The sequence below is a fragment of the Nocardioides marmorisolisilvae genome, from assembly GCF_031656915.1.
Lineage (GTDB): Bacteria > Actinomycetota > Actinomycetes > Propionibacteriales > Nocardioidaceae > Marmoricola > Marmoricola terrisoli.
Genome location: NZ_CP134227.1, coordinates 2,969,347 through 2,990,726, shown reverse-complemented (window position 1 = coordinate 2,990,726; position 21,380 = coordinate 2,969,347). Strand labels below are relative to the sequence as shown.

Annotated in this window: 17 protein-coding genes; 3 read left to right on the top strand and 14 right to left on the bottom strand. The window is 70.8% G+C overall.

Features of this window, described 5'->3' with window-relative positions:
• Positions 1 to 20: 20 nt before the first annotated feature.
• The 13 genes from Q9R13_RS14370 to Q9R13_RS14310 form a co-directional block, all read right to left on the bottom strand.
• The gene (locus Q9R13_RS14370; protein ID WP_310961858.1) at positions 21 to 779 is read right to left on the bottom strand and encodes an SDR family oxidoreductase; all 759 of its coding nucleotides are present in this window, start codon (positions 777 to 779) and stop codon (positions 21 to 23) included.
• Between the two features lie 34 nt (positions 780 to 813).
• Positions 814 to 1,452 (bottom strand): histidine phosphatase family protein, encoded by a 639-nt coding sequence (locus Q9R13_RS14365; protein WP_310961857.1) that lies wholly within the window; start codon positions 1,450 to 1,452, stop codon positions 814 to 816.
• A gap of 13 nt (positions 1,453 to 1,465) precedes the next feature.
• The gene (locus tag Q9R13_RS14360; RefSeq protein ID WP_310961856.1) at positions 1,466 to 2,560 is read right to left on the bottom strand and encodes a phosphotransferase family protein; all 1,095 of its coding nucleotides are present in this window, start codon (positions 2,558 to 2,560) and stop codon (positions 1,466 to 1,468) included.
• Positions 2,553 to 3,305 carry an SDR family NAD(P)-dependent oxidoreductase gene (locus tag Q9R13_RS14355; RefSeq protein ID WP_310961855.1) on the bottom strand — a complete coding sequence of 251 codons (753 nt, stop codon included), beginning with the start codon at positions 3,303 to 3,305 and terminating at the stop codon, positions 2,553 to 2,555. Before Q9R13_RS14355 ends, Q9R13_RS14360 begins: the two co-directional genes overlap by 8 nt.
• Positions 3,305 to 4,579, bottom strand: coding sequence for an acyl-CoA dehydrogenase family protein (locus Q9R13_RS14350; RefSeq protein ID WP_310961854.1), 1,275 nt, complete (start codon positions 4,577 to 4,579; stop codon positions 3,305 to 3,307). Before Q9R13_RS14350 ends, Q9R13_RS14355 begins: the two co-directional genes overlap by 1 nt.
• 19 nt (positions 4,580 to 4,598) lie before the next feature.
• Positions 4,599 to 6,359: a DUF4012 domain-containing protein gene (locus Q9R13_RS14345; protein ID WP_310961853.1), complete on the bottom strand. Its 1,761-nt coding sequence runs from the start codon at positions 6,357 to 6,359 to the stop codon at positions 4,599 to 4,601.
• Positions 6,360 to 6,377: 18 nt separating this feature from the next.
• Complete coding sequence (locus Q9R13_RS14340; RefSeq protein ID WP_310961852.1) at positions 6,378 to 6,935, bottom strand: LPXTG cell wall anchor domain-containing protein; 558 nt, start codon at positions 6,933 to 6,935, stop codon at positions 6,378 to 6,380.
• A 143-nt stretch (positions 6,936 to 7,078) separates the two neighbouring features.
• Positions 7,079 to 8,614 (bottom strand): hypothetical protein, encoded by a 1,536-nt coding sequence (locus tag Q9R13_RS14335; protein ID WP_310961851.1) that lies wholly within the window; start codon positions 8,612 to 8,614, stop codon positions 7,079 to 7,081.
• The gene (locus Q9R13_RS14330; protein ID WP_310961850.1) at positions 8,589 to 9,323 is read right to left on the bottom strand and encodes an ABC transporter ATP-binding protein; all 735 of its coding nucleotides are present in this window, start codon (positions 9,321 to 9,323) and stop codon (positions 8,589 to 8,591) included. Before Q9R13_RS14330 ends, Q9R13_RS14335 begins: the two co-directional genes overlap by 26 nt.
• A 131-nt stretch (positions 9,324 to 9,454) precedes the next feature.
• Positions 9,455 to 11,698 carry a 3-hydroxyacyl-CoA dehydrogenase NAD-binding domain-containing protein gene (locus tag Q9R13_RS14325; RefSeq protein WP_310961849.1) on the bottom strand — a complete coding sequence of 748 codons (2,244 nt, stop codon included), beginning with the start codon at positions 11,696 to 11,698 and terminating at the stop codon, positions 9,455 to 9,457.
• Positions 11,699 to 11,738: 40 nt separating this feature from the next.
• Positions 11,739 to 12,953 (bottom strand): acetyl-CoA C-acetyltransferase, encoded by a 1,215-nt coding sequence (locus tag Q9R13_RS14320; RefSeq protein WP_310961848.1) that lies wholly within the window; start codon positions 12,951 to 12,953, stop codon positions 11,739 to 11,741.
• Positions 12,954 to 13,084: 131 nt separating this feature from the next.
• The gene (locus Q9R13_RS14315) at positions 13,085 to 14,242 is read right to left on the bottom strand and encodes a CaiB/BaiF CoA transferase family protein (protein ID WP_310961847.1); all 1,158 of its coding nucleotides are present in this window, start codon (positions 14,240 to 14,242) and stop codon (positions 13,085 to 13,087) included.
• A gap of 56 nt (positions 14,243 to 14,298) precedes the next feature.
• Positions 14,299 to 16,764 (bottom strand): hypothetical protein, encoded by a 2,466-nt coding sequence (locus Q9R13_RS14310; RefSeq protein WP_310961846.1) that lies wholly within the window; start codon positions 16,762 to 16,764, stop codon positions 14,299 to 14,301.
• A 154-nt stretch (positions 16,765 to 16,918) separates the two neighbouring features.
• Here Q9R13_RS14310 and Q9R13_RS14305 point away from each other — a divergent pair, with 154 nt between their 5' ends.
• From Q9R13_RS14305 to Q9R13_RS14295, 3 genes are read left to right on the top strand one after another with little or no spacing between them, the layout of a single operon-like run.
• A complete protein-coding gene (locus Q9R13_RS14305) occupies positions 16,919 to 17,452 on the top strand; it encodes a PadR family transcriptional regulator (protein ID WP_310961845.1) in 534 nt (177 codons plus the stop codon).
• A complete protein-coding gene (locus Q9R13_RS14300) occupies positions 17,449 to 19,461 on the top strand; it encodes an NADPH-dependent 2,4-dienoyl-CoA reductase (RefSeq protein ID WP_310961844.1) in 2,013 nt (670 codons plus the stop codon). Before Q9R13_RS14305 ends, Q9R13_RS14300 begins: the two co-directional genes overlap by 4 nt.
• A 17-nt stretch (positions 19,462 to 19,478) precedes the next feature.
• A complete protein-coding gene (locus Q9R13_RS14295) occupies positions 19,479 to 20,396 on the top strand; it encodes an MBL fold metallo-hydrolase (RefSeq protein ID WP_310961843.1) in 918 nt (305 codons plus the stop codon).
• Positions 20,397 to 20,418: 22 nt separating this feature from the next.
• Here the strand turns inward: Q9R13_RS14295 and Q9R13_RS14290 are convergent, their stop codons facing one another.
• Positions 20,419 to 21,357 carry a cation diffusion facilitator family transporter gene (locus tag Q9R13_RS14290; protein WP_310961842.1) on the bottom strand — a complete coding sequence of 313 codons (939 nt, stop codon included), beginning with the start codon at positions 21,355 to 21,357 and terminating at the stop codon, positions 20,419 to 20,421.
• Positions 21,358 to 21,380 lie beyond the last annotated feature (23 nt).

The following is a 21,380-nucleotide window of genomic DNA, read 5'->3' as shown; positions in this document are numbered from 1 at the left end:
GCGGGCCGGCACCAGGGGGCTCAGACCAGCTTTCGGTAGACCGCCATCGGCGCATGCTTGAGCAGCAGCGACATCGGCGCCCACGGAAGCCGAGGAACACAGGCCGAGTCGACCCGCTTCTCGATCGCCGCCACCATCGACCGGACGCCCTTCTCGGTCGACGCCATCATCGGGGTGCGCTGGGCGACCTTCGCGTTCATCTCCGAGGCGATGTAGCCCGGGTAGAGCACGGTGACGTCGATCGGCTTGCCGTACATCTCCGCGCGCACGCCCTCGGCGAGGTGGGCGACGGCGGCCTTGGTGGCGGCGTAGGTCGTGAGGTTCTTCGGCAGCCCGCGCATCGCCGACATCGAGCTGATCATGACCAGGTGACCGGAACCCTGGGCTCGGAAGATCTCCATCGCGGCCTCGACCTGGGCCAGCGCGCCGATGAAGTTGGTCATCGCGGTCTGCCGGTTGGCGTCGTAGCGTCCGGTGCCGAGCGGCTGGCCCTTGCCGAGGCCGGCGTTGACGACGACCCGCTCGATCGTGCCGAAGTCGGTCTGGAAGGCGGCGAAGACCGCGAACAGCTGGTCGTCGTCGGTGACGTCGAGCGCGCGCACCTCGATCCGTCGCTGCGGGTGCGCGGCGAGGATCTCCGCCTTCAGCTGGTCGAGCCGGTCGGTACGACGCGCGCACAGCGCGAGGTCGTAGCCCAGGACGGCGAACTGCCGTGCCATCTCCGCGCCCAGTCCGCCGCTCGCGCCGGTGATCAGGATCGTGCCCTTGGTCTCGACCATGGCAGCAGTCTGCCGGAATGAACCCTCCCGATCGTCAGCGGTAGGTCAACAGGCGTCGGTCGTGCTGTAGGTGGGCGTGCTCGTTGAAGCTGACCAGGGTCAGGCCGCGGCGCCCGCTGACCACCCGGGTGACCGAGGTGTTCACCACCACGGGAGCAAGCAGCCCATAGGTCGCGACGTCGGCGCCGAGCAGCTCGGTGGTGGCCGAGGCGATCGGGCCGCCGGAGGTGAAGACCACCGCCGTGCCGCTCCCGGCGATCTCGGCGAGCGCCGCACCGACCCGACGGACGAACGCCGGATAGGGCTCGTCGTACTCGTGGTCGTGGTCGCCGGCCGTCCAGCGGTCGGTGGCGGCCTCGAACCAGGCCTGGAACTGGTGCCGATCGGGTTCGCCGTCGAACTGTTGCGGATGTGCGGCAAGGATCGCCGGGTGGTCCATCTCGTTCCAGCGCTCGTCGACCGACAGCGGGGCCGACCAGCCGGCCGCCTCGGCGGCGATCTCGGCGGTGCGCTGCTGTCGCTTCATCGTCCCGTGGACGATCAGTTCCGGGGCCAGGGCGGTCAGGAAGCGACCCAGCACCGCGGCCTGCTCCTCGCCGGTCGGCGAGAGCACGTCGTAGTCGACCGCACCCCAGGACGCCTGGCCGTGCCGGACCAGCAGGATCTGTCCCATCAGCGCGGCCCCATCAGTCGGCGAGGCCGAGGATCTGCACACAGCGGCTGCGCAGATACTGCGTGGCCGGCCCAAAGACGGCGAACGCCTCGTTGTGGGTCTGGCCGTGGAAGTAGCGGTAGTAGATCTGCTGGGAGATGACCCCCAGCCGGAACAGCCCGTAGACCTCGTAGAACCGCCACCGGTCAGGGGTCATCGGGAGGCCGGTCGCGTCGCAGTAGTAGGCGACGACCTCGTCGCGGCTGAGCATCCCCGGCAGGTGGGTCGGCTGGCGGCGGAACTGGCGGAAGAACTGGTCGTCGTCGTCGCGTACCCAGTAGGCGAGGGTCCCGCCGAGGTCCATCAGCGGGTCACCGAGGGTGGCCATCTCCCAGTCGAGCACGCCGATCACCCGGGTCGGGGCGGATCGGTCGAGCACCAGATTGTCGAACCGGAAGTCATTGTGGATCAGGCAGTTGCCGACGTCCTCGGGCTGGTGGGCGTCGAGCCAGCCGATCACCGCCTCGAAGTCCGGCGCGTCCGGCGTCACTGCCTGCCGCCAGCGGGTGGACCAGCCGGCGACCTGCCGCGCGACGTACCCGGTGCCCTTACCGAGCGCGGCCAGGTCAGGTGCGGAGACGTCGACCCGGTGCAGCCTGATCAGGGTGTCCAGCGCGTCCGTGCACAGCCGACGCACCTCGGTCTCGGTGAGCTGCACCTCGGGCGGGAGGTCGCGGCGCGGGATGATCCCGTCGAGGCGCTCCATGACGTAGAACTCCGAGCCGATCACGGCCGGGTCCTCGCACAGCGCCACCATCGTGGGCACCAGCCCGAACGGCTCGGCGAGCGCCGCCTGGATCCGGAACTCGCGGCCCATGTCGTGGGCTCCGCGTGCCTTGTGCCCGCTCGGTGGGCGGCGCAGGATCAGGTCGCGGCCACCGTCGGGTCCGGTCGAGCGCAGGGAGTAGGTCAGGTTGGAGGCGCCGCCGCCGAACTGCCGGACCATGACGTCGCCGTCGATCGCCTCGCCCTGCGCACGCAGCCAGCCGAGCACCGCGTCGACGTCGAAGGCGTCCTCCGCGCGGACCGCGCCGGCGCCCTCGATCTCGATCCCGTCCTGATCAGCCACCGTAGGCCTCCAGCCGGGCAGCCTGGTCCCGCATCACCGCGTCGTACGCCGGGCGGTCGGTCAGCTTCAGCCGGTACGCCGCCCGTGCGGCCTCGTCCGGGAGGATCAGCTCGTCCCCCCGCTCGACCCCCTCGATCACCGCCGCCGCAATGTCGTCCGCCGAGACCGTCGAGGTCTCGACCAGTCGGCCGATGACCGCTCCGACGGCCTGGTCGCTCCCGCGCATCGAGGCCATCAGGTTGGTCCGGAAGTACGACGGACAGACCACGCTGGCGCGGATCCCATGGCCGGCCAGCTCGTGACCCAGCGTCTCGGTGAACGCGACGACGGCGGCCTTGACCGCGTTGTAGGAGCCCATCCCGGCCGGGTGCACCAGCCCGGCCAGCGAGGCGGTGTTGACGATGTGTCCCGAGCGCTGCCGCTTGAGCATCGGGGTGAACGTGCGCGCGCCACGGACCACCCCGAAGAGGTTGATCGCGGTGATCCACTCCCACTCGTCCATCGTGGCCACGTCGACTCGACCACCGCCCGCGACACCGGCGTTGTTGATCAGGATGTCCAGGCCGCCCCAGTGCTGCTCCACCCAGGCCAGCGCCGCGGCCCAGTCGTCGTCGGAGCGGACGTCGAGGTGCAGGTCACCGCCATTGATGTCCGCGGTGACGACGTCGGCGCCCCGGTCGCCGTACCCCCGGGCGAGTGCGGCGCCGAGTCCGGAGGCGCCGCCGGTGATGAGCACCCGGGTCATCAGCGTTGCTCCGCGGCGATCCGGCCGATCTCGAGGCGGGCGACCACGCCGCGGTGCACCTCGTCGGGTCCGTCGGCCAGCCGCAGCGCCCGGGCGTTGGTCCACATCGCCGCGAGCGGGAAGTCTTGGGAGAGCCCGGCGCCGCCGTGGATCTGCATCGCCATGTCGATCACCTGCTGGGCCATGTTCGGGACCGCCACCTTGATCTGGCTGACCTCGCTGATCGCGTGCAGCGGCCCGCCCTCATCGAGCTTCCAGGCGGCGTTGAGCACCAGCAGCCGGGCCTGGTCGATCGCGATCCTGGCCTCGGCGACCCGCTCGGGGTTCCCGCCGAGCTTGATCAGCGGCTTGCCGAAGGCGGTGCGGGACAGCCCGCGCCTGATCATCAGCTCGAGGGCGATCTCGGCCTGGCCGATGAGCCGCATGCAGTGGTGGATCCGTCCCGGCCCGAGCCGTCCTTGGGCGATCTCGAAGGCGCGGCCCTCGCCGAGCAGGATGTTGCTCGCCGGGACCCGCACGTCGGTGAAGCTCACCTCGCCGTGCCCCACCGGCTCGTCGTACACGTTCATCGTCGACAGCAGCCGCTCGACCTTGACGCCCGGGGTGTCCAGCGGCACCAGCACCATGGTGTGCCGGCGGTGCCGGTCGGTCTCCGGGCTCTCCCCCGGAGGCGTGCGCAGCCCCATGAAGACGAGCACCCGGCAGTCGGGGTGGCCCACGCCGGTGGAGAACCACTTCGTCCCGTTGATCACGACCTCGTCTCCGTCGACGACGGCGGTCGCCGCCATGTTGGTCGCGTCGGAGGACGCCACGCCCGGCTCGGTCATCGCGAATGCGGAGCGGATCCGGCCGTCGAGCAGGGGCTCCAGCCACTCCTCCTTCTGCGCCGGCGTGCCGTACTTGAGCAGCACCTCCATGTTGCCGGTGTCCGGGGCGTGGGAGTTGAAGACGTACGGCGCCAGGAACGTGGCCCGACCCATGATCTCGGCCAGCGGGGCGTAGTCGGTGTTGCTCAGGCCCGCCCCGCCGTGGGTGCCGAACTGCTCGGCGTACGGCCGGTCGTGGCTGGCGGGAAGGAAGAGGTTCCACAACCCCTGCTCGCGCGCCGCCGCGCGCAGCTGGCCGAGGATCGGGCTCTCCTGCCAGGCGTCGCCGGCCGACCGCTCCGCCACGTCCCGGTGGTACTGCTCCTGGATCGGCTCGATCCGATCGGTGACGAAGGCGCCCACCAGGGCGGCGAGTTCGGCGGCACGGGGCGACGGCGCGAAGTCCATGGCCCGAGACTAGTGCTGCTCAGCCGCACGCCGAGGGGAAGGTGGCCGGGTCGGGCTCGGTCTCCATGCCCGGGGTGCTGGTCACGTGGACGTCCCCGGGCTGGCGCGGGCCGCTGACCATGGTGCCGGTCACCGTCATCGACTGCCCCGGGCGCAGCTGCACCGGCAAGATGCCGACCTGGTGCCCGTCATGCAGGTTTCCGGTGACGGTCACCGGGCGGCCGTTCACGCTCAGTGAGGTGATCGAGCCATGCCAGGGGCCGTAGACGAAGAGGCTCATCAGCATGACTCCGGGCTTGGTGATCGCTCCGGTGCCGGTGACCCAGATCGGGTAGCCGGCAACCGCCGGCGTCGCGGCGGACCGGAAGGTCGCCGAGAACTGCAGGTGCTGGGTGCCGTTGTCGGTGCAGGACGTCGCGGTGGCGGTGGCCGACTGTCGCAGGTAGTACTCCATCTTCCCGCCGCCACCGTCGTTGAGGTAGACGCCCACCTCCGGAGAGCCGGTGCTGGTGGGCAAGGCGCCGGAGAGCTTGTTGCGGCCGATCACCCGCGCCACCCGCGGGATGTCGGACCAGGCCAGCACCCGGTGCTGGCTCGCCGCGATCACCAGGCCGCGGATCGCCCTGACCTGGTCGCCCCGCCCGGCCACCAGCGCATCGAAGGCCTGCCGGGCCGCGGACGCGTAGAAGTCGTTCTGCGCCGCCGGCGAGTCGACGGTGCGGTAGACCCCGTTGAGGAGTGCCGGTACGGCGTTGGCGGCATTGAGGACCGCGCCATTTGCCAGCCTGACCGGGCCGGTCCCCTGCAGCACCTGGGACAGCGCCACCGGGTCGACCGCGAAGACTCCATCCACACGGTGCCCGTGGCTGGCCGCGAGCCGGGCGGCGATGCGCGCCACCGTGGGGAAGTCGGGGTCCATGGTGATGTCACGGGGATCGAGGCCGAGCTGGCTGCCGAACAGCGCGCTCTCCTCCGCACTGAGCTTGAGCGGGCTGCGGCCGATGGTGAACTTGGCGGCATCCCCCTGGTCCCCCATGGTCAGCTTGCCGTTGCGGGCGTGCAGCACCGACCACGAGCCCGGCATCCCCCCGGTGGACCTGATCTCCGCGTTGTTCTGCACCAACAGCAGGTAGCTGCGTGGACCGTCCGCACCGAGCATCGTGGGCAACACCTCGAAGGCATCGGCCGCAGCGTCGATGGCGGTGTGGGCATCGGCCACCTTCGTGCGCAGCTCGTCGACCAGACCGTTGAGCGGGTAGACGAGCCCGTCCGGATCGACCTGGGCCATCCGCGCGGCCGGGCCATCCACCGCGGCCGCGGCCCGCTGCACCGACGGGGTGAGCCGACGGATCTCGGCCAGGTCCACCCGGCCGTGGCGCGGCCGGAGCCGGCCGTGGTCGACCTCGCCGGCCAGGCTGAGCAGGGTGGGCAGGCTGTGCGCGGAGATCGCGTCGAGTACGTCCGCCGAGGTCTGCACGGCACCGATGTTGCGGCCGAGCCACGGCACCTTCGAGCCGATGCCCCACAGCACACCGTCGGTCTCGCCGTGGGCGCGCGCGGTCGACCGACGCAGATCAAGGGCCGCCGACTCGGCGCCACGCAGGTCGCCCGCGTTGAGCGCGCTGGTCAGGCTGCGAGCCTGCGACTGGGCATCCATCAGCGCGGACCCGGCCCGCCAGGCCTGGTAGGCGAAGAGGATGACGGCGAGCAGCACCAAGCCGCCGAGGAGCAGCAGCAGCCGGCGTACCCGCGAGGATCCGGACGCCGAGACCGGCGTCAACGAATCACCGCGGTCGGATCAGGCAGGCGGGCCGGCCGAGCGGCGACGCGACCGCAGGACCGCACCGCCACCTCCGATGATCAACACGATCGCAGCGATGAGGATCCAGAAGCTCGGTCCACCGGTGTTCGGGAGCAGGCCACCGCCGGCGCCGGCACTGTTCGCGGGCGCCGCCTGGCCGTGGGACTTCTGCGGCAGCAGCGTGATCGGGACGGTGCCGGTCCAGGTCTGGTCGGCCGCCCGGGGAGAGGAGCCAGTGGCCCCCGCATCGACGCTGTAGACGCAGCGGGCGTGCATCGGGTAGGTGGTCTTCGTCTGCACGACCGGGGTGTCGAAGCGGTGGTTGAAGGTCTTGCCGGGGCCGTGCGCCGACTGCTCGAGGAAGGTGAGTGTCCAGTCGTGGCAGCGGACGCTGGCGTGGGCGTGGCCGACGAACGTGTGGCCTCCGACCACCACCTGCTGGCTCACGCTGATGTCGAAGACGGGCGACGGGTAGGCCTGGGCGGCGGGTGCGCTGAGCGCGACGGCGAGCAGGGTGGCGATCATGGCCGCGGCCACACCGAGGATCTTCTTCATCGCTTCTCCTGTACGTCTACCCGAGAACTACGCAACAGCCTATCCGCTCAAACGACCGTGCGTGTGCCGAGTTACGCGCAGCCGCCCATGGCGACTGTCAGCGGCGGATTCAGATTGGCACCTGGCGGACTCCTTCCGCAAGGTCATCCGAGTACCGAGATGATCACGCCCGCCCGTACCGACGGCTCTCGCCAGGCCCGGGCGACGGCGATCAAACGGTGTCCGGCGCGGGCGAGCAGCGCGACCGCGACCAGCACCGGGACCTCCCAGTCGGGCTGACGCGAGAGCAGGCCGAAGAGGAGTCCGGTCAACGTGGTCCAGCAGGCCAGCCGGGCGCTGTAGCCCACCATGACCACCGGTGGGGCGGGCGTTGCCCGGGCGCTGCGCAGATCGGCGGCGAAGGGCCTGGCGACCGACCAGCGCATCGACGTCGCCACCACCTGGGCGGTGACGACCACGACGACGCAGCCCAGGGACGCGGCCTCGCTCGCCGTCGGCGCCCCCGCGCGGACGATCGCAAGCAGCGCAGTGACGCCCGCCGCCGCGACCAGCACTTCAGCCAGCACCACGGCCCGCGCCCAGTAGGCCAGCGCCGGGTCCCCGGGAAGGCTGTCCCGCCAGAGCGCCCCCCGACCATCCAGGCACCACGCGTTCACGCCGAACAGCAGCGCGCCACCGGAGACCACCAGTCCCGGCAGCACCGCGAGGCTCTCCCAGGGCAGCGCACCGGCCAGCGCCACCGCCCCCGGCATCAGGGCCAGTACGGCGATCCCGCGACGCAGCGGAACCGACCGCCAGACCGAGGCCCGGTCCACGCGCACCATCGCCGCGAAGGCGGATCGAGGCATCGGCCGGGGCCGTCGACGGCCGGACTCCAGACGCAGCTCCTCGCGCTCCTGCCGGCCGAGTGCCCAGCCTGCGGCCGCCGCCCCGGCATACAACACGACGACGCCGGCCGCGACCAGGGCGGCGACGTTGCTCAGCCAGAGCCGCCACTGCCCGTCGGGCCCAGCGGTGACCACGAAGACCAGTCGTTGCGTGGGCCCGCGGTCCAGGAATGGCGCCAGCTGGCCGGACACCACCAGACCGACCGCGCCGACGCCGGCCATGGCCAGCAGCAGCCGGAACGCCAGGAGCCCGTGCCGACCCCGGCGGAGGCCCTCGATCAGCCAGCCGAGCAGCTGGGCGGCCGTCGTCGCGACCAGGATCCACACGATCATCGGGATCTCGACGGACCAGAGCCGGTGGGGGCCGACCGCGTACGCCGCTGTGCCCAGCAGGGCCCATGACTGCAGCAGCCACGCGATGTTCAGCGGCGCCATCAGCAGCGCACCGAGATGCTCCGTGGTGGCCGACACGGGGAAGGCCACGGCCTGGTCCCGCGGCACCACCTCGCGGCCCCCGCCCGAGGCCACCGCGGAGACCACGGTGAGCAGCAGGAAGCCGACCATCGCCGACGGCAGCAGCGCCATCAACGCGCCGGCATGAGGACGGTCGCCGGTCCCGGGCAGCCAGGCCGCGCCCGCGACCAGCCCGACCGTGAGCAGGCCGACGACGGCGAGGGCCGCCAGCAGCCGACGCCGACCGGACGAGCTCAGCGTGGCCGACCGGAAGCGCAGCAGCACCGCCAGGTCCGGGACGGCCGTACGGAGCTCAGCCGAGGAGGGCGCGGTAGGCACCGGCGCCACCCTCCCCGAGCAGGCTGGCGGCGGGCAGCGCGGCCACGCTCGCTCCGCCGCGAAGCACCAGAGCCTGCTCGCACACGCCCATCGCGAGCTCGCGCAGATGGGTCGAGACGAGTACGGCGGCGCCGCGCGCGCACGCGTCCGCGATGACCTCCTGGGTGGCCTCGACGCCCAGCGGGTCCACGCCGTCGAAGGGCTCGTCGAGCAGCAGCACGTCGGGGCGGTGGAAGGAGGCGAGCAGCACCGAGAGGCGGCGTCCCATGCCGTGGCTGAAGCCGGCCGTGACCCGGTGGGCCGCGTCGGTCAGGTCGAAGCGCTCGAGCAGCAGCCGCGCGCCGTCCTCCCAGTCGTCCAGACGCCGGAGCGCGGCCGCGAGCTGGAGGTGCTCCCAGGGAGTGGCGCGCGGCACCAGCCCGCCCACGTCGGGGCAGTAGCCGACCCGTCGTTTGACCTCCCACAGGTTCTCGCCGACATCGAACCCGGCAACCCTGGCCGTCCCGGCGCTCGGTGGCACCACCCCGGCCAGCACGCGCATCGTGGTCGACTTCCCGGCTCCGTTGCGTCCGAGCAGCGCCGTCGCCCGGCCCGGCCCGACCGTGAGGTCCAGCTCATGGACGGCCTCGACCTCGCCGAAGTGCACGCACAATCCGCGCACGTCGACACGCCCCGATCCTGCGCCACCCTCCGGCGCCCCCACTCCCATGCACCCGAGTGTCCCAACGATGCCGAGGCGGCGCGGATTTTCAGTGAAATCGCCTCGAGGCGGCGCAACCTTGCAAAGACTCTGCAACGTTGCGCCGCCTCGATCGGGTACGACGAGGGCAGCCGGGTCCCTCAGGCGGGGAAGGACTCGCCCTTCTCCGCCATCTCCACCAGGCGGGGAGTCGGGGTGAAGCGGTCGCCGTACTTCTCGGCGAGCTGCTGGGCGCGGGCAACGAAGCCCTTCAGGCCACGCTCCGTGATCCGGGCTGCCTGCCCTGAGCCTGTCGACGGGTCGAAGTTCTGCATGTACTGCACGGTGCCGCCGGTGAGTGCCGGGTAGCCGATGCCCATGATCGAGCCGATGTTGGCCTCGGCTGCGGACTCGATGACGCCTTCCTCGAAGCACTTCGCGGTCTCGAGCGCCTCGACGACCAGGTAGCGGTCCTTGAGGTCCTCGATGTCGGCGGGCTCCGGGTTCGACGGGAACAGCTCGGCCAGTCCCTTCCAGAGGCCCTGACGCTTGCCGTTCTCGTCGTACTCGTAGAAGCCGGCACCACGCAGGCGGCCCGGACGGCCCGCCTCGATCATCGTGTCGACGACGTTGGTGCCCGGGTGCTCGACGTAGGCGTCGCCCTCGGCCTCGCGGGTGGCCTTCGCGATCTTGGCCATTAGCTCCATGTTCAGCTCGTCGGAGAGCTGCAGCGTGCCGACCGGGTAGCCGGCCTGGGTGGCCGCGCGCTCCACCGACATCGGGTGCACGCCCTCGCCGAGCATCGCCAGCCCCTCGTTGACCATCGTGCCGATCACCCGCGAGGTGTAGAACCCACGGCTGTCGTTGACCACGATCGGGGTCTTGCGCATCGCGAGCACCACGTCGACGGCGTGCGCGACGGCCTTGTCGGAGGTCTTCTCGCCCCGGATGATCTCGACGAGCGGCATCTTGTCGACCGGGCTGAAGAAGTGCAGCCCGATGAAGTCCTCGGGCCGGCTGACGCCCTCGGCCAAGCCGGTGATCGGCAGGGTCGAGGTGTTCGAGCACAGCAGGGCGTCGGCGTTCACGACGTCCTGGATCTCAGCGAAGACCTTGTGCTTGAGGCTGGGGTCCTCGAAGACCGCCTCGATCACCAGGTCGCAGCCCTTGAGGTCGTTCGGCTCGGTGGTCGGGGTGATCCGGTCCAGGATCTCGGCCGACTTCTGCTCGTCCATCTTCCCGCGCTCGACGGCCTTGGCGAGGATCTTCTCGGAGTAGGCCTTGCCCTTCTCGGCGGCCTCCTGCTGGACGTCCTTGAGCACGACCTCCATGCCCGCACGGGCGCACGAGTAGGCGATGCCGGCGCCCATCATGCCTGCGCCGAGGACGCCCACCTTGGTGGCGGTGAACTTCTCGACGTCCTTGGGACGCCGGGCACCGCTGTTGATCGCGGACAGGTCGAAGAAGAACGCCTGGATCATGTTCTTGGAGTTCGACCCGGTGATCAGCCCGGCGAGATAGCGCGACTCGATCCGGCTGGCGGTGTCGAAGTCGACCTGGGCACCCTCGATCGCGGTCGCAAGGATCGCGCGCGGAGCCGGATACAGCGCGCCCTTGGTCTGCTGGCGCAGCATCGACGGGAAGGCAGGGAGGAAGCCGGCCAGCGCCGGGCTGGACGGCGAGCCGCCGGGCATCTTGTACTTCTCCCGGTCCCACGGGTTCTTCGCGGCGTCGGCGTCGTCCTTGTGGGCCTCGATCCAGTCCTTCGCGGCCGGCACCAGCTCCTCGCGGGTAGCCACCAGCTCGTCGACCAGGCCCTTCTCCTTCGCGGCAGCAGGCTTGAAGCGGGTCCCGGTGAGCAACACGTCCATCAGCCCGCTTTGGATGCCGAGCATCCGGACCACGCGGGTGACGCCACCGCCACCGGGCAGCAGGCCGAGGGTGACCTCGGGCAGGCCGAGGTCGACCTTGGGGTCGTCGACCACGATGCGGTGGTTGCAGGCCAGGCAGATCTCCAGGCCGCCGCCGAGCGCGGCGCCGTTGATCGCCGCGACGACCGGCTTCTCGAACGTCTCGAGGCGGCGCAGGTCCGCCTTGATGCCCTCGGCCATCTCGAAGACGGACTGGGCGTCCTCCGGCCCGGCCTTGAGCATGTTCTTCAGGTTTCCGCCGGCGAAGAAGGTCTTCTTCGCGCTGGTGATCACCACGCCCGTGACGCTGTCGGCCTCGGCGTACAGCCGGTCGACCGCGGCGTGCATGGAGTCCTTGTAGAGGTCGTTCATGGTGTTGGCGCCGGCGGTGGGGTCGTCCAGGGTGAGTACGACGATCCCGTCCTCACCGCGGTCGTAGCGGACGGCGGTGCTGTCCGCGCTCGTAGTGCCCTGGGGCGTTGCGGTCTCGGTCATCTGTGCTCTTGCCTCTCGTCTTCGTGTCTGTCGGGCCGCGTCAGACGCGCTCGACGATGGTCGCGATGCCCATGCCGCCACCGACGCACAAGGTGGCCAGGCCGCGCTTGAGGTCGCGGCGCTCGAGCTCGTCGACCAGGGTGCCGAGGATCATCGCGCCGGTGGCGCCCAACGGGTGGCCCATCGCGATCGATCCGCCGTTGACGTTCGTGATGGAGTCGTCGATGCCCATGTCGCGCATGAACCGCATCGCGACGGCGGCGAACGCCTCGTTGATCTCGAACAGGTCGATGTCGTCGACCTTGAGGCCTGCCCGGGCGAGCGCCTTGCGAGCGGCGGGCGCCGGGCCGGTGAGCATGATGGTCGGGTCGGAGCCGGAGACGGCCGCCGAGACGATCCGGGCGCGGGGGGTCAGGCCGAGGTCCGTGCCCACCTGCTCGTTGCCGATCGCGACCAGGGAGGCACCGTCGACGATGCCGGAGCTGTTGCCGGCGTGGTGGACGTGGTCGATCCGCTCGACCCAGTGGTACTTCTCCAGCGCCACATCGTCGAATCCTGCTTGGGCGCCGATGCCCGCGAAGCTCGGCTTGAGCCGGGCCATTCCCTCGACCGTGGACTCGGGCTTGATGAACTCGTCGTGGTCCAACACGGTCACGCCGTTGCGGTCCTTGACCGGGATGACCGAGCGGGCGAAGCGACCGTCGGCCCACGCCTTGGCGGCGCGGTGGTTGGACTCGACCGCGAAGGTGTCGACGTCCTCACGGCTCCAGCCCTCCAGGGTGGCGATCAGGTCGGCGCCGATGCCCTGCGGGACGAAGGAAGCGGCGAATGCGGTGGCCGGGTCGGAGGCCCAGGAGCCGCCGTCGGACCCCATCGCCACCCGGCTCATCGACTCCACGCCGCCCGCGAGGATCAGGTCCTCGAAGCCCCCTCGCACCCGCGACGCGGCCTGGTTGACGGCCTCGAGGCCGGAGGCGCAGAAGCGGTTCAGCTGGACGCCGGCCACCGTCTCGGGGTAGCCGGCAGCGAGTGCGGCGGTCTTGGCGATGTCGCCGCCCTGGTCACCGATCGGCGAGACCACACCGAGCACGACATCGTCGACGCGATTCACGTCGAGCGAGGGGTTGCGCTCCTTGATCTCGTCGAGCAGGCCGATCACCAGGTCGACCGGCTTGACCTCGTGGAGGCTGCCGTTCTTCTTCCCCTTGCCGCGGGGGGTACGAATCGCGTCGTACACGAACGCTTCTTGGCTCATCTTTCGATCCCAACTTCCTCGGTACAGCGGTGGTCCGGGGCATGCCGACGCATGCACTGCCATTGTGACAGTAGAACTGTCAGGGTCAATGGTGTCCGCGGTGTGGGCTGGGTCACCCGATCGCCGATCGGCTACGTCGCCTGGACGGCCACGCCCTCCGCGATCAGGGTGTCCACGTCGTCCACACCCCATGCCGTCAGGGCGTCCCGGGTGTGCTGGCCGGCGACGGCGGGGCCGGTGCTCAGCGTGGCTGCCGTACGGGAGAAGCGCGGCGCCGGGGCCGGCTGGGTCAGGCCGTCGCGCTCGACGAATACCTCGCGGGCGACGTTGTGCGGATGGTCGAACGCTTCCCTGAGCGGCAGCACGGGGGCGACGCAGGCGTCGGATCCGTCGAAGACCGCGGCCCACTCGGCGCGTGTCCGCTGCCGGAAGGTGTCGGTGAGCAACTTCCTCAGCGCCGGGAAGTTGGCCGGGTCATAGCGGTCCGGCGCCTCGTCGGCGATGCCGAGCCGGTCCAGCAGCTCGGCGTAGAACTGCGGCTCGAGGGCACCGACCGACACGTGCTCGCCGTCCGCAGTCTCGTAGAGGTCGTAGTACGGCGTCCCGCCGTCGAGCAGGCCGGACACCCGGCCCTCCCCCTGGAGCCCGCTGGACAGGAACGCCGCCCCCATCGCGTTGAGGTGCGCGGTTCCGTCGACGATCGCGGCGTCGACGACCTGCCCGGTCCCGGACACCCGCGCCTCGAGCAGCGCGGCTAGCAACCCGATCACCAGGTACGTCGAGCCGCCTCCGAAGTCGCCGACCAGGTTCATCGGGAAATGCGGGCGAGCCTTGTCCTGGCCGAGCCCGTGCAGCGCGCCGGCGATCGAGATGTAGTTCATGTCGTGGCCGGCCATCTGCGACCACGGGCCGCTCTGTCCCCACCCCGTCATCCGGCCGTAGACCAACCGCGGGTTCCGGGCGCGGCAGTCCTCGGGGCCGAGGCCCAGCCGCTCGGTGACCCCGGGCCGCATCCCCTCGACGAGGACGTCGGCGTCCTCGACCAGCCGCAGCACGGTCTCGATGGCGCGCGGGTCCTTGAGATCCAGGGCGACGCTCGGGCGCCCCCGGTTGAGGATGTCGCTGGTGCCACCGCCGATGCTCGCGCCGGTGGGCCGGTCGATCCGGATCACGTCCGCGCCGAGGTCGGCGAGGATCATGCAGGCGTGCGGACCGGGACCGATCCCGGCCAGCTCGACGACCCTGATGCCGCGGAGCGGTCCGGTGCCCTGCCCAAGCTGAAGACTCATGCGCCCGATCATGACAGAACCACTGTCACGGTTGCTGCGCGGGCCTGCACGGAGAGTCAGGCGAGCGGTACACCGTTCTCGTCCACCCGCTGCAGCGTGACGGTGTAGTCGCGGGTCACCTTGTGGTCGGGGTCGTCGAAGGTGCCGTTGACATGCACCGTGAACGGCGCCGTCCCGGTGAGCGCGGACCAGGCAACGTCCGTGTCGATGGTCGGGTGGGTCACGCCGGTGGTCTCGCCACCGTCCTTCGCCGTGCTGGAGCAGTCGTTGTAGGGCTGCGACAGCGCATGGAACTTCAGCTTGGCGGTGGCTGCGCCGGGGACGTGTTCGATGTCGAGGTAGTAGGACCCCTCGTCGTCGAGGACCCGGTCGCAGCTCTGGTTGTCGAGTGGTGCTCCCGGACAGGTCACCGACCCGCTCGCGGTGCCGTGCTTGTGCAACGGGACGCTCATCGTCCCACCGGTGTCACCGAAGCTGCCGTCGTACCCGGTGTCGGGCTCGGTCGACGGAGTCGTGACGTAGTGGTCATGGGACGCGTAGGTGCAGTTCGGCCCGCTCGTCGTGCGGTTGTAGGTCATGTCGTAGGAACCGCCGACACCGGTGACCTTGAGGAACTTGTCGCAGGTGCTGCGCAGCGTGAGGGTGGGCTCGCGCGAGGGCTTGATGGTACGCCGGTCCCGGTCGGTGACGGTCTGGACGCTGATGGCGGGGTCGGCGATGCCGTACATCACCACCAGATCGGTGACGTCCTGGTCGGGCTGGTCCCGGCACAGGTCGACCGTGGGCCGCTTGCTCCAGTCCTCGGTGTGCCACTTCCCGTCAGCCATCTTGAGGAAGGCCTGGACGCTCGCGTGGCGCCGACCGGCAACGGTGTTGTCGAAGATCAGCTCCCGGATCTTGCCGTCGGCGAGGTGCAGCGGGCGGTACTCGTGCGCCAGCGGCCACAGGTCGAACGGCAGGTTCAGCGTGCACTGCTCGAGACCGCCGATGCGCAGGTCCATCGCCTTGACGGGGACTCCGTCGGTGACGTCGGGGACCTGGTCGAACCGGTCCCAGGCCCGGAAGCCGCCGGTGACCGGCTCCTGGTTCCAGGCGTAGCGGATGAACTCCTTCCAGCGAGCATCCAGCCCGCCGGGGACCACCGCGTCGAGGGCATCCCAGGGCTTCTGCCTCTTGAACGCGGCGTAGACCGCGGGCATCTGCCGGTCGCCGTAGAGCGTGGTGAGGTAGAGGTCGAACGCCCAGTTCGGGTATGGGTAGTTGGTGTAGCTCATCGAGTAGTAGCGCGGCCACTTGAGCAGGAAGCTGTCGCCGTGCTCGAGGTCGTCGCGCGGGTAGACGTAGTTCGCCCCCCAGTGCGCGGCTCCCTCGTCGAAGTTGGTGTAGAGGTCGGGTTTGGCCGCGTAGTGGTAGGCGAACTGGAAGGCGTGGAAGAGCTCGTGGGCCAGCGCCCAGCGATTCGGTGGGGCGCCCCAGGTGCTGAAGGCGATGAACGAGGGACCCCCAGTTCCGCCGTGCCCCTTGTAGATCCCGGTCCAGCCGCTTCCCCCCACGTTGTAGTCGAGGTAGATGTCGTAGCGTCCGTCGCCGCCGTTGCCGCACTTCTCGTGGGCGTCGGACGGCGGGGTGCGACCCATCAGGGCGGCGTACTTCTTCCAGATGTGGGCCGCGTCCCTCGCCAGCTGGGGAGCGGCCTTGGCGTCGGCACGTGCGTAGTAGTCGTCCGACTTGCTGTACCAGATCCGGATCCGACCGCCCAGGGCATCGACGTGACCCGCGTCCGCGAGATGCTGGGGCTTGCAGACGCTCTTGGTGGAGGTCGGCACCACTGCGCGGCCGGCCGTCCGAACCCTCCCGTACGACGGGCCCTGCAGGTACGGACGGATCCACCTTCGCTGCTTGCCCGAGAGCGTCGACCAGGCGGCGTCGGCAGCGCGCAGCGCATCGGCGGCCTCGTCCGCCCCGGGGTCACCGCGGTAGCGGGCGGGAAGGTGGGGGTCTCCCACGGCTGCGAGCGCGCGGTAGGTGACCGCCCGGGCGTTGCCGATCTTGTGTGCGGCGAGCGCCGCGGTGATCAGCCCGTCGCTCGAGGTCACCGACGTGGTGCCCACCCGCACCTTCGTCCGCTGCGAGACACACGCGGCGTGCTTGGCACACGCGAGCAGGTGGTACTTCCCGGTGGCACGCCCCGGCACGGTGACCAACCCTTGCACCCGGGTCGAGTGGTCGGCCCGCAGCCGCGGCACTCGCGAAGCCGGCGTGAGGCGCAGGTCGCCGTGGCTGTGGTGCCGGTCACGCGACAGGTACCAGTGGACCTTCGTCGCGCGGCTCTTCACCCGGGCGCGCACCTTCACCGACACCGCGACCATGCCGGTCGCGTGGGCGAGGCGCGGCCCGGAGATCCCGGTGAGTACCAACCGGTGCCCGGTCCTCGCGGATGCCTGCGCACCCGGCCCGGCCTGCACCAGCGTTGCCGCGGTCAGTGCGGCCACCGCCAGGCCCAGAAGCCTCTGTGTCCCCATGCGTGCGTCTCCCGCCGACGAGCCCGATCACGCAAGAGCGTACGGCGGCGCCGCCCTCGCGGCGTCCACTTCAAGGATGATTGTGGGGTGGCGTGAACGACCTCACTTGTGCAACTAGTTGCACATCTAGAGCAGGGCCGTCAGACTTCCGAGCATGGCCCTCGAGCACGCATTGCTGGTGTCGCTGCGGGAGCAGCCGGCCGCGGGACTCGAGCTGGCCCGTCGCTTCGACCGCTCGATCGGCTTCTTCTGGTCCGCCACCCACCAGCAGATCTACAAGGTGCTGCGCCGGATGCAGGCCGACGGCTGGGTCACGTCCGAGGTGGTCGGACAGGACGGTCGTCGAGAGAAGACCGTCTACACCGTCACCGCGACGGGCGAACGGGCGCTCGCCGCGTGGATCGCCGAGACCACCCCACCGGAGGCGTTCCGCAGCGAGCTGGCGGTCAAGCTTCGCGGCGCGTCGTACGGCGACCGGCGCGCGCTGCTCACCGACGTGGAGAAGCGGCTCGACGACCACCGCGTCCGGCTGGCGCACTACGAGTCGATGCGCGACCGCGACTATCCCGATCCGGACCAACTCGCCGCGCAGCAGCTCGACCACTACCTGGTGCTCCGCGGCGGCCTGCTGATGGAGCAGTTCTGGATCCAATGGCTGACCGAGTATCTGGAGGCACACCAGCGATGACTCACGGCACGGCATACCCGCGCCTCTTCGAGCCGATCACGATCGGCGACCTGACCCTGCGCAACCGCGCGGTGATGGGGTCGATGCACACCGGGCTGGAGGACCACTTCTGGGACCTCCCCAAGCTGGCCGCCTACTTCGGCGCACGCGCCCGCGGCGGCGTCGGCCTCATCATCACCGGCGGCTATGCGCCCAACAAGCAGGGCTGGCTCAAGCCGTTCGCCTCACAGATGACGACCCGGCTGCAGTCCGAGCGGCACAAGCAGGTCACCGAGGCCGTCCACGAGGAGGGCGGCGCGATCGCCCTGCAGGTGCTGCACGCGGGCCGGTACGCCTACGTCCCCTGGTCGGTGAGCGCCAGCGCGATCAGGGCGCCGATCAACCCGTTCAAGCCGTCCGCCCTCTCGACGAAGGGCGTCGATCGCACCGCCTCCGACTTCGCCCGCGCGGCCGGACTCGCCCAGCGGGCCGGGTACGACGCCGTCGAGGTGATGGGCAGCGAGGGCTACCTGATCAACCAGTTCCTCGCCGAGCGGACCAACCAGCGCACCGACCGGTGGGGCGGCTCGGCGGAGAACCGGATGCGCTTCCCGGTCGAGATCGTCCGCCGCACCCGCGAGACCGTCGGCGACGGCTTCCCGATCATCTACCGGATCTCGCTGCTCGACCTCGTCGAGGGCGGTCAGACCTGGGACGAGGTGGTCGAGCTCGCGCACCGGATCACCGACGCCGGCGCGACCGTGCTCAACACCGGCATCGGCTGGCATGAGGCGCGGGTGCCCACGATCATCACCCAGGTGCCCCGTGGCGCCTGGACCTGGACCACGGCGCGGCTTCGCAAGGAGGTCGGCATCCCCGTGTGCGCCTCCAACCGGATCAACACCCCAGAGCTCGCGGAGGGGCTGCTCGCGGACGGCAGCGCCGACCTGGTCTCGATGGCGCGACCGCTGCTGGCCGACCCGGACTTCGTGAACAAGGCGCAGGCGGAGCGTGCCGACGAGATCATCACCTGCATCGCCTGCAACCAGGCCTGCCTGGACCACGTCTTCGCCAACCAGAAGGCGTCCTGCCTGATGAACCCGCGAGCGGGCCGCGAGACGACGCTGGTGCTGTCCCCCACCCGGCGTGCGCGCGACGTCGCCGTGGTGGGCGCCGGGCCGGCAGGGCTGGCCGCAGCGACGTCGTACGCCGAGCGCGGGTTCTCGGTCACCCTCTTCGAGAAGGACCAGCAGATCGGCGGCCAGTTCCGGCTCGCGATGCAGGTGCCGGGCAAGGAGGACTTCGCCGACGCGCTGCGCTACTTCCGGCGCCGGCTCGAGGTGCTCGGGGTCGACGTTCGCCTGGGAGTCGAGGCGGGCGTCGCCGATCTTTCGTCGTACGACGAGGTGGTGGTCGCCACCGGTGTCGTGCCCCGGATCCCCGACATCGACGGGATGGATCACCCGAAGGCGGTCTCCTACGCCGATGTGCTGAACGGCTCGGTCGTGCCGGGCGGGAGGGTCGCGGTGATCGGTGCCGGCGGCATCGGCGTCGATGTCGCGGTGTGGCTCACCCACGTGGCCGAGACGCAGCAGGAGTGGCTGGCGCACTGGGGCGTCGGGGATCCGTCCCTCGCGCCCGGGGGGCTGACCCCGGCGAAGCCGCGAGCCACGGCGCGCGAGGTGTGGCTGCTCCAGCGCAAGACGTCGATGATCGGCAAGCACCTCGGCAAGACCTCCGGCTGGGCGCACCGCACGGTGCTGCGCCAGAGCGGCGTGCACCAGTTGAGCGGTGTGACCTACCGGCGCATCGACGACCGCGGCCTGCACCTTCTCGTCGACGGCAAGCCCCGTGTGCTCGACGTCGACCATGTGGTGGTGTGCGCTGGGCAGGACTCCGTTCGCGGCCTGTACGACGCCCTGCGCGCCGCGGGTCGCACCGCGCATCTGATCGGCGGCGCGGACGTCGCCGCGGAGCTGGACGCCAAGCGCGCCATCGAGCAGGGCACCCGGCTCGCGGCCGGCGCCTGAACGGTGGTCGTGGACCAGTGAGACTCAAGCTCGGCCGACCGGACCTGGCGAGTCACGCCGACCTCTTCGACGTGCCCGCCCACTCCCCCGGCGGCGGACCGTCGGTCACGTTCCTGGGGGTGAGCACGCTGCTGCTCGATGACGGCGACTCGGCGCTGCTCACCGACGGCTTCTTCAGCCGACCGGGGATGGCCCGAGTGCTGCTCGGTCGGATCGCGCCGGATCGCGCCCGGGTCGACGACTGCCTGGCCCGGGCCGGGATCTCTCGTCTCGAGGCCGTACTCCCCGTGCACAGTCACTACGACCACGCTCTCGACTCGGCGTACGTCGCGGAGCGCACCGGTGCCCTGCTCGTCGGCGGCGCCTCGACCGCGAACCTGGGCCGCGGTCACGGACTGCACGAGGAGCGGATCCGGATCGCGACGCCCGGTGAGCCGATCGGCCTCGGCGCGTGGTCGGTGACGCTCGTGGCGTCGACCCACTGCCCACCGGACCGCTACCCTGGCGTCATCGAGGAGCCCGTGACCCCGCCCGCGAAGGTGCGGCGCTGGCGATGTGGCGAGGCCTGGTCCATGCTCGTCCGCCACCAGGGCGGCCGCTCCGCACTGGTCCAGGGCAGCGCCGGCTTCGTCGCCGGTGCGCTCGACGGCACCCCGTGCGACGTCGCCTACCTCGGCGTCGGCCAGCTCGGAGTCCAGCCCGACTCCTACCTCCACGACTACTGGCAGCACACCGTCCGCGCCGTGGGCGCCCGCCGGGTGGTGCTGACCCACTGGGACGACTTCTTCGCGCCTCTCGACCGACCGCTCCGGGCACTGCCGTACGCCGGCGACGACCTCGACCGCACCCTCGCGGTGCTGCTCGCGCTGGCGAGGGCGGACGACGTGACCCTCTCGATGCCGACCGTCTGGCGCCGGGAGGACCCCTGGGCCTGATCGACCGACACTTCGGCCCGGCTCAGGAGTGCGGCTCGCCGAGGTCCTCGTGGGCGCGGTGGGTCTGCGGCTCGATCTGGAACGTGGCGTGGTCGATCCCGAACTCCGCAGTCGTGCACCGGCACAGCTCGTCGAGGACGCCGCCGACCCCGCGCTCGGCCAGGGCCGCGTCGCTGACGGTCACGTGCGCGGACAGGGCGGGCATCCCGCTGGTGATCAGCCACGCGTGCAGGTCATGGACGTCGACCACCCCCTCCACGCGGGCCAGGTGGGCCCGCACGTCCTCGACGTCGAGACCCGGGGGGGCGCCCTCCAGCAGCACGGCCAGGGTGTCGCGCAGCAGCTGGGCGGACCGGGGCAGGATCAGCACGGCGATCAGCAGCGAGGCGACCGGGTCGGCGCGCAGCCAGCCCGTGCCGAGGATGACAAGCGCGGCGGCCAGCGCCGCCGCCGAGCCGAGCGCATCGCTGGCCACCTCGAGGAACGCGGCGCGCATGTTCAGGGACTTCTCCCGCCGTGCTGCCAGGAGGCCCATCGACCCGAGGTTCGCGACCAGGCCGATGGCTGCGAACACGACCATCTGGGAGGCGTGCACGTGCTCGGGAGTGACCAGGTGACGGATCCCGACGTAGGTGATGTAGCCACAGATCCCCAACAGCACAAGGGCGTTGACGAGAGCGGCGAGGATCTCTGCACGGTGGTAGCCGAAGGTGCGCCGAGGACTGGCCGGCAGCGTTGCCATCAGTGACGCGGACAGCGCCAGCACGATCGAGGAGGCATCGGTCACCATGTGGCCGGCGTCGGCGAGCAGCGCCAGCGACCCGGAGAGCGCGGCACCTACGATCTCCACGACAGCGACGGTCGCGGTGACCAGCAGCACCATCCGCAGCCGCGACCGATCCTCGACCCGATCGGCCGCGTGCCCGTGGTCGTGGCCGTGACCGGTGTCGGGGAGCCCCATGGCCGCCAAGCCTAGTGACCGGT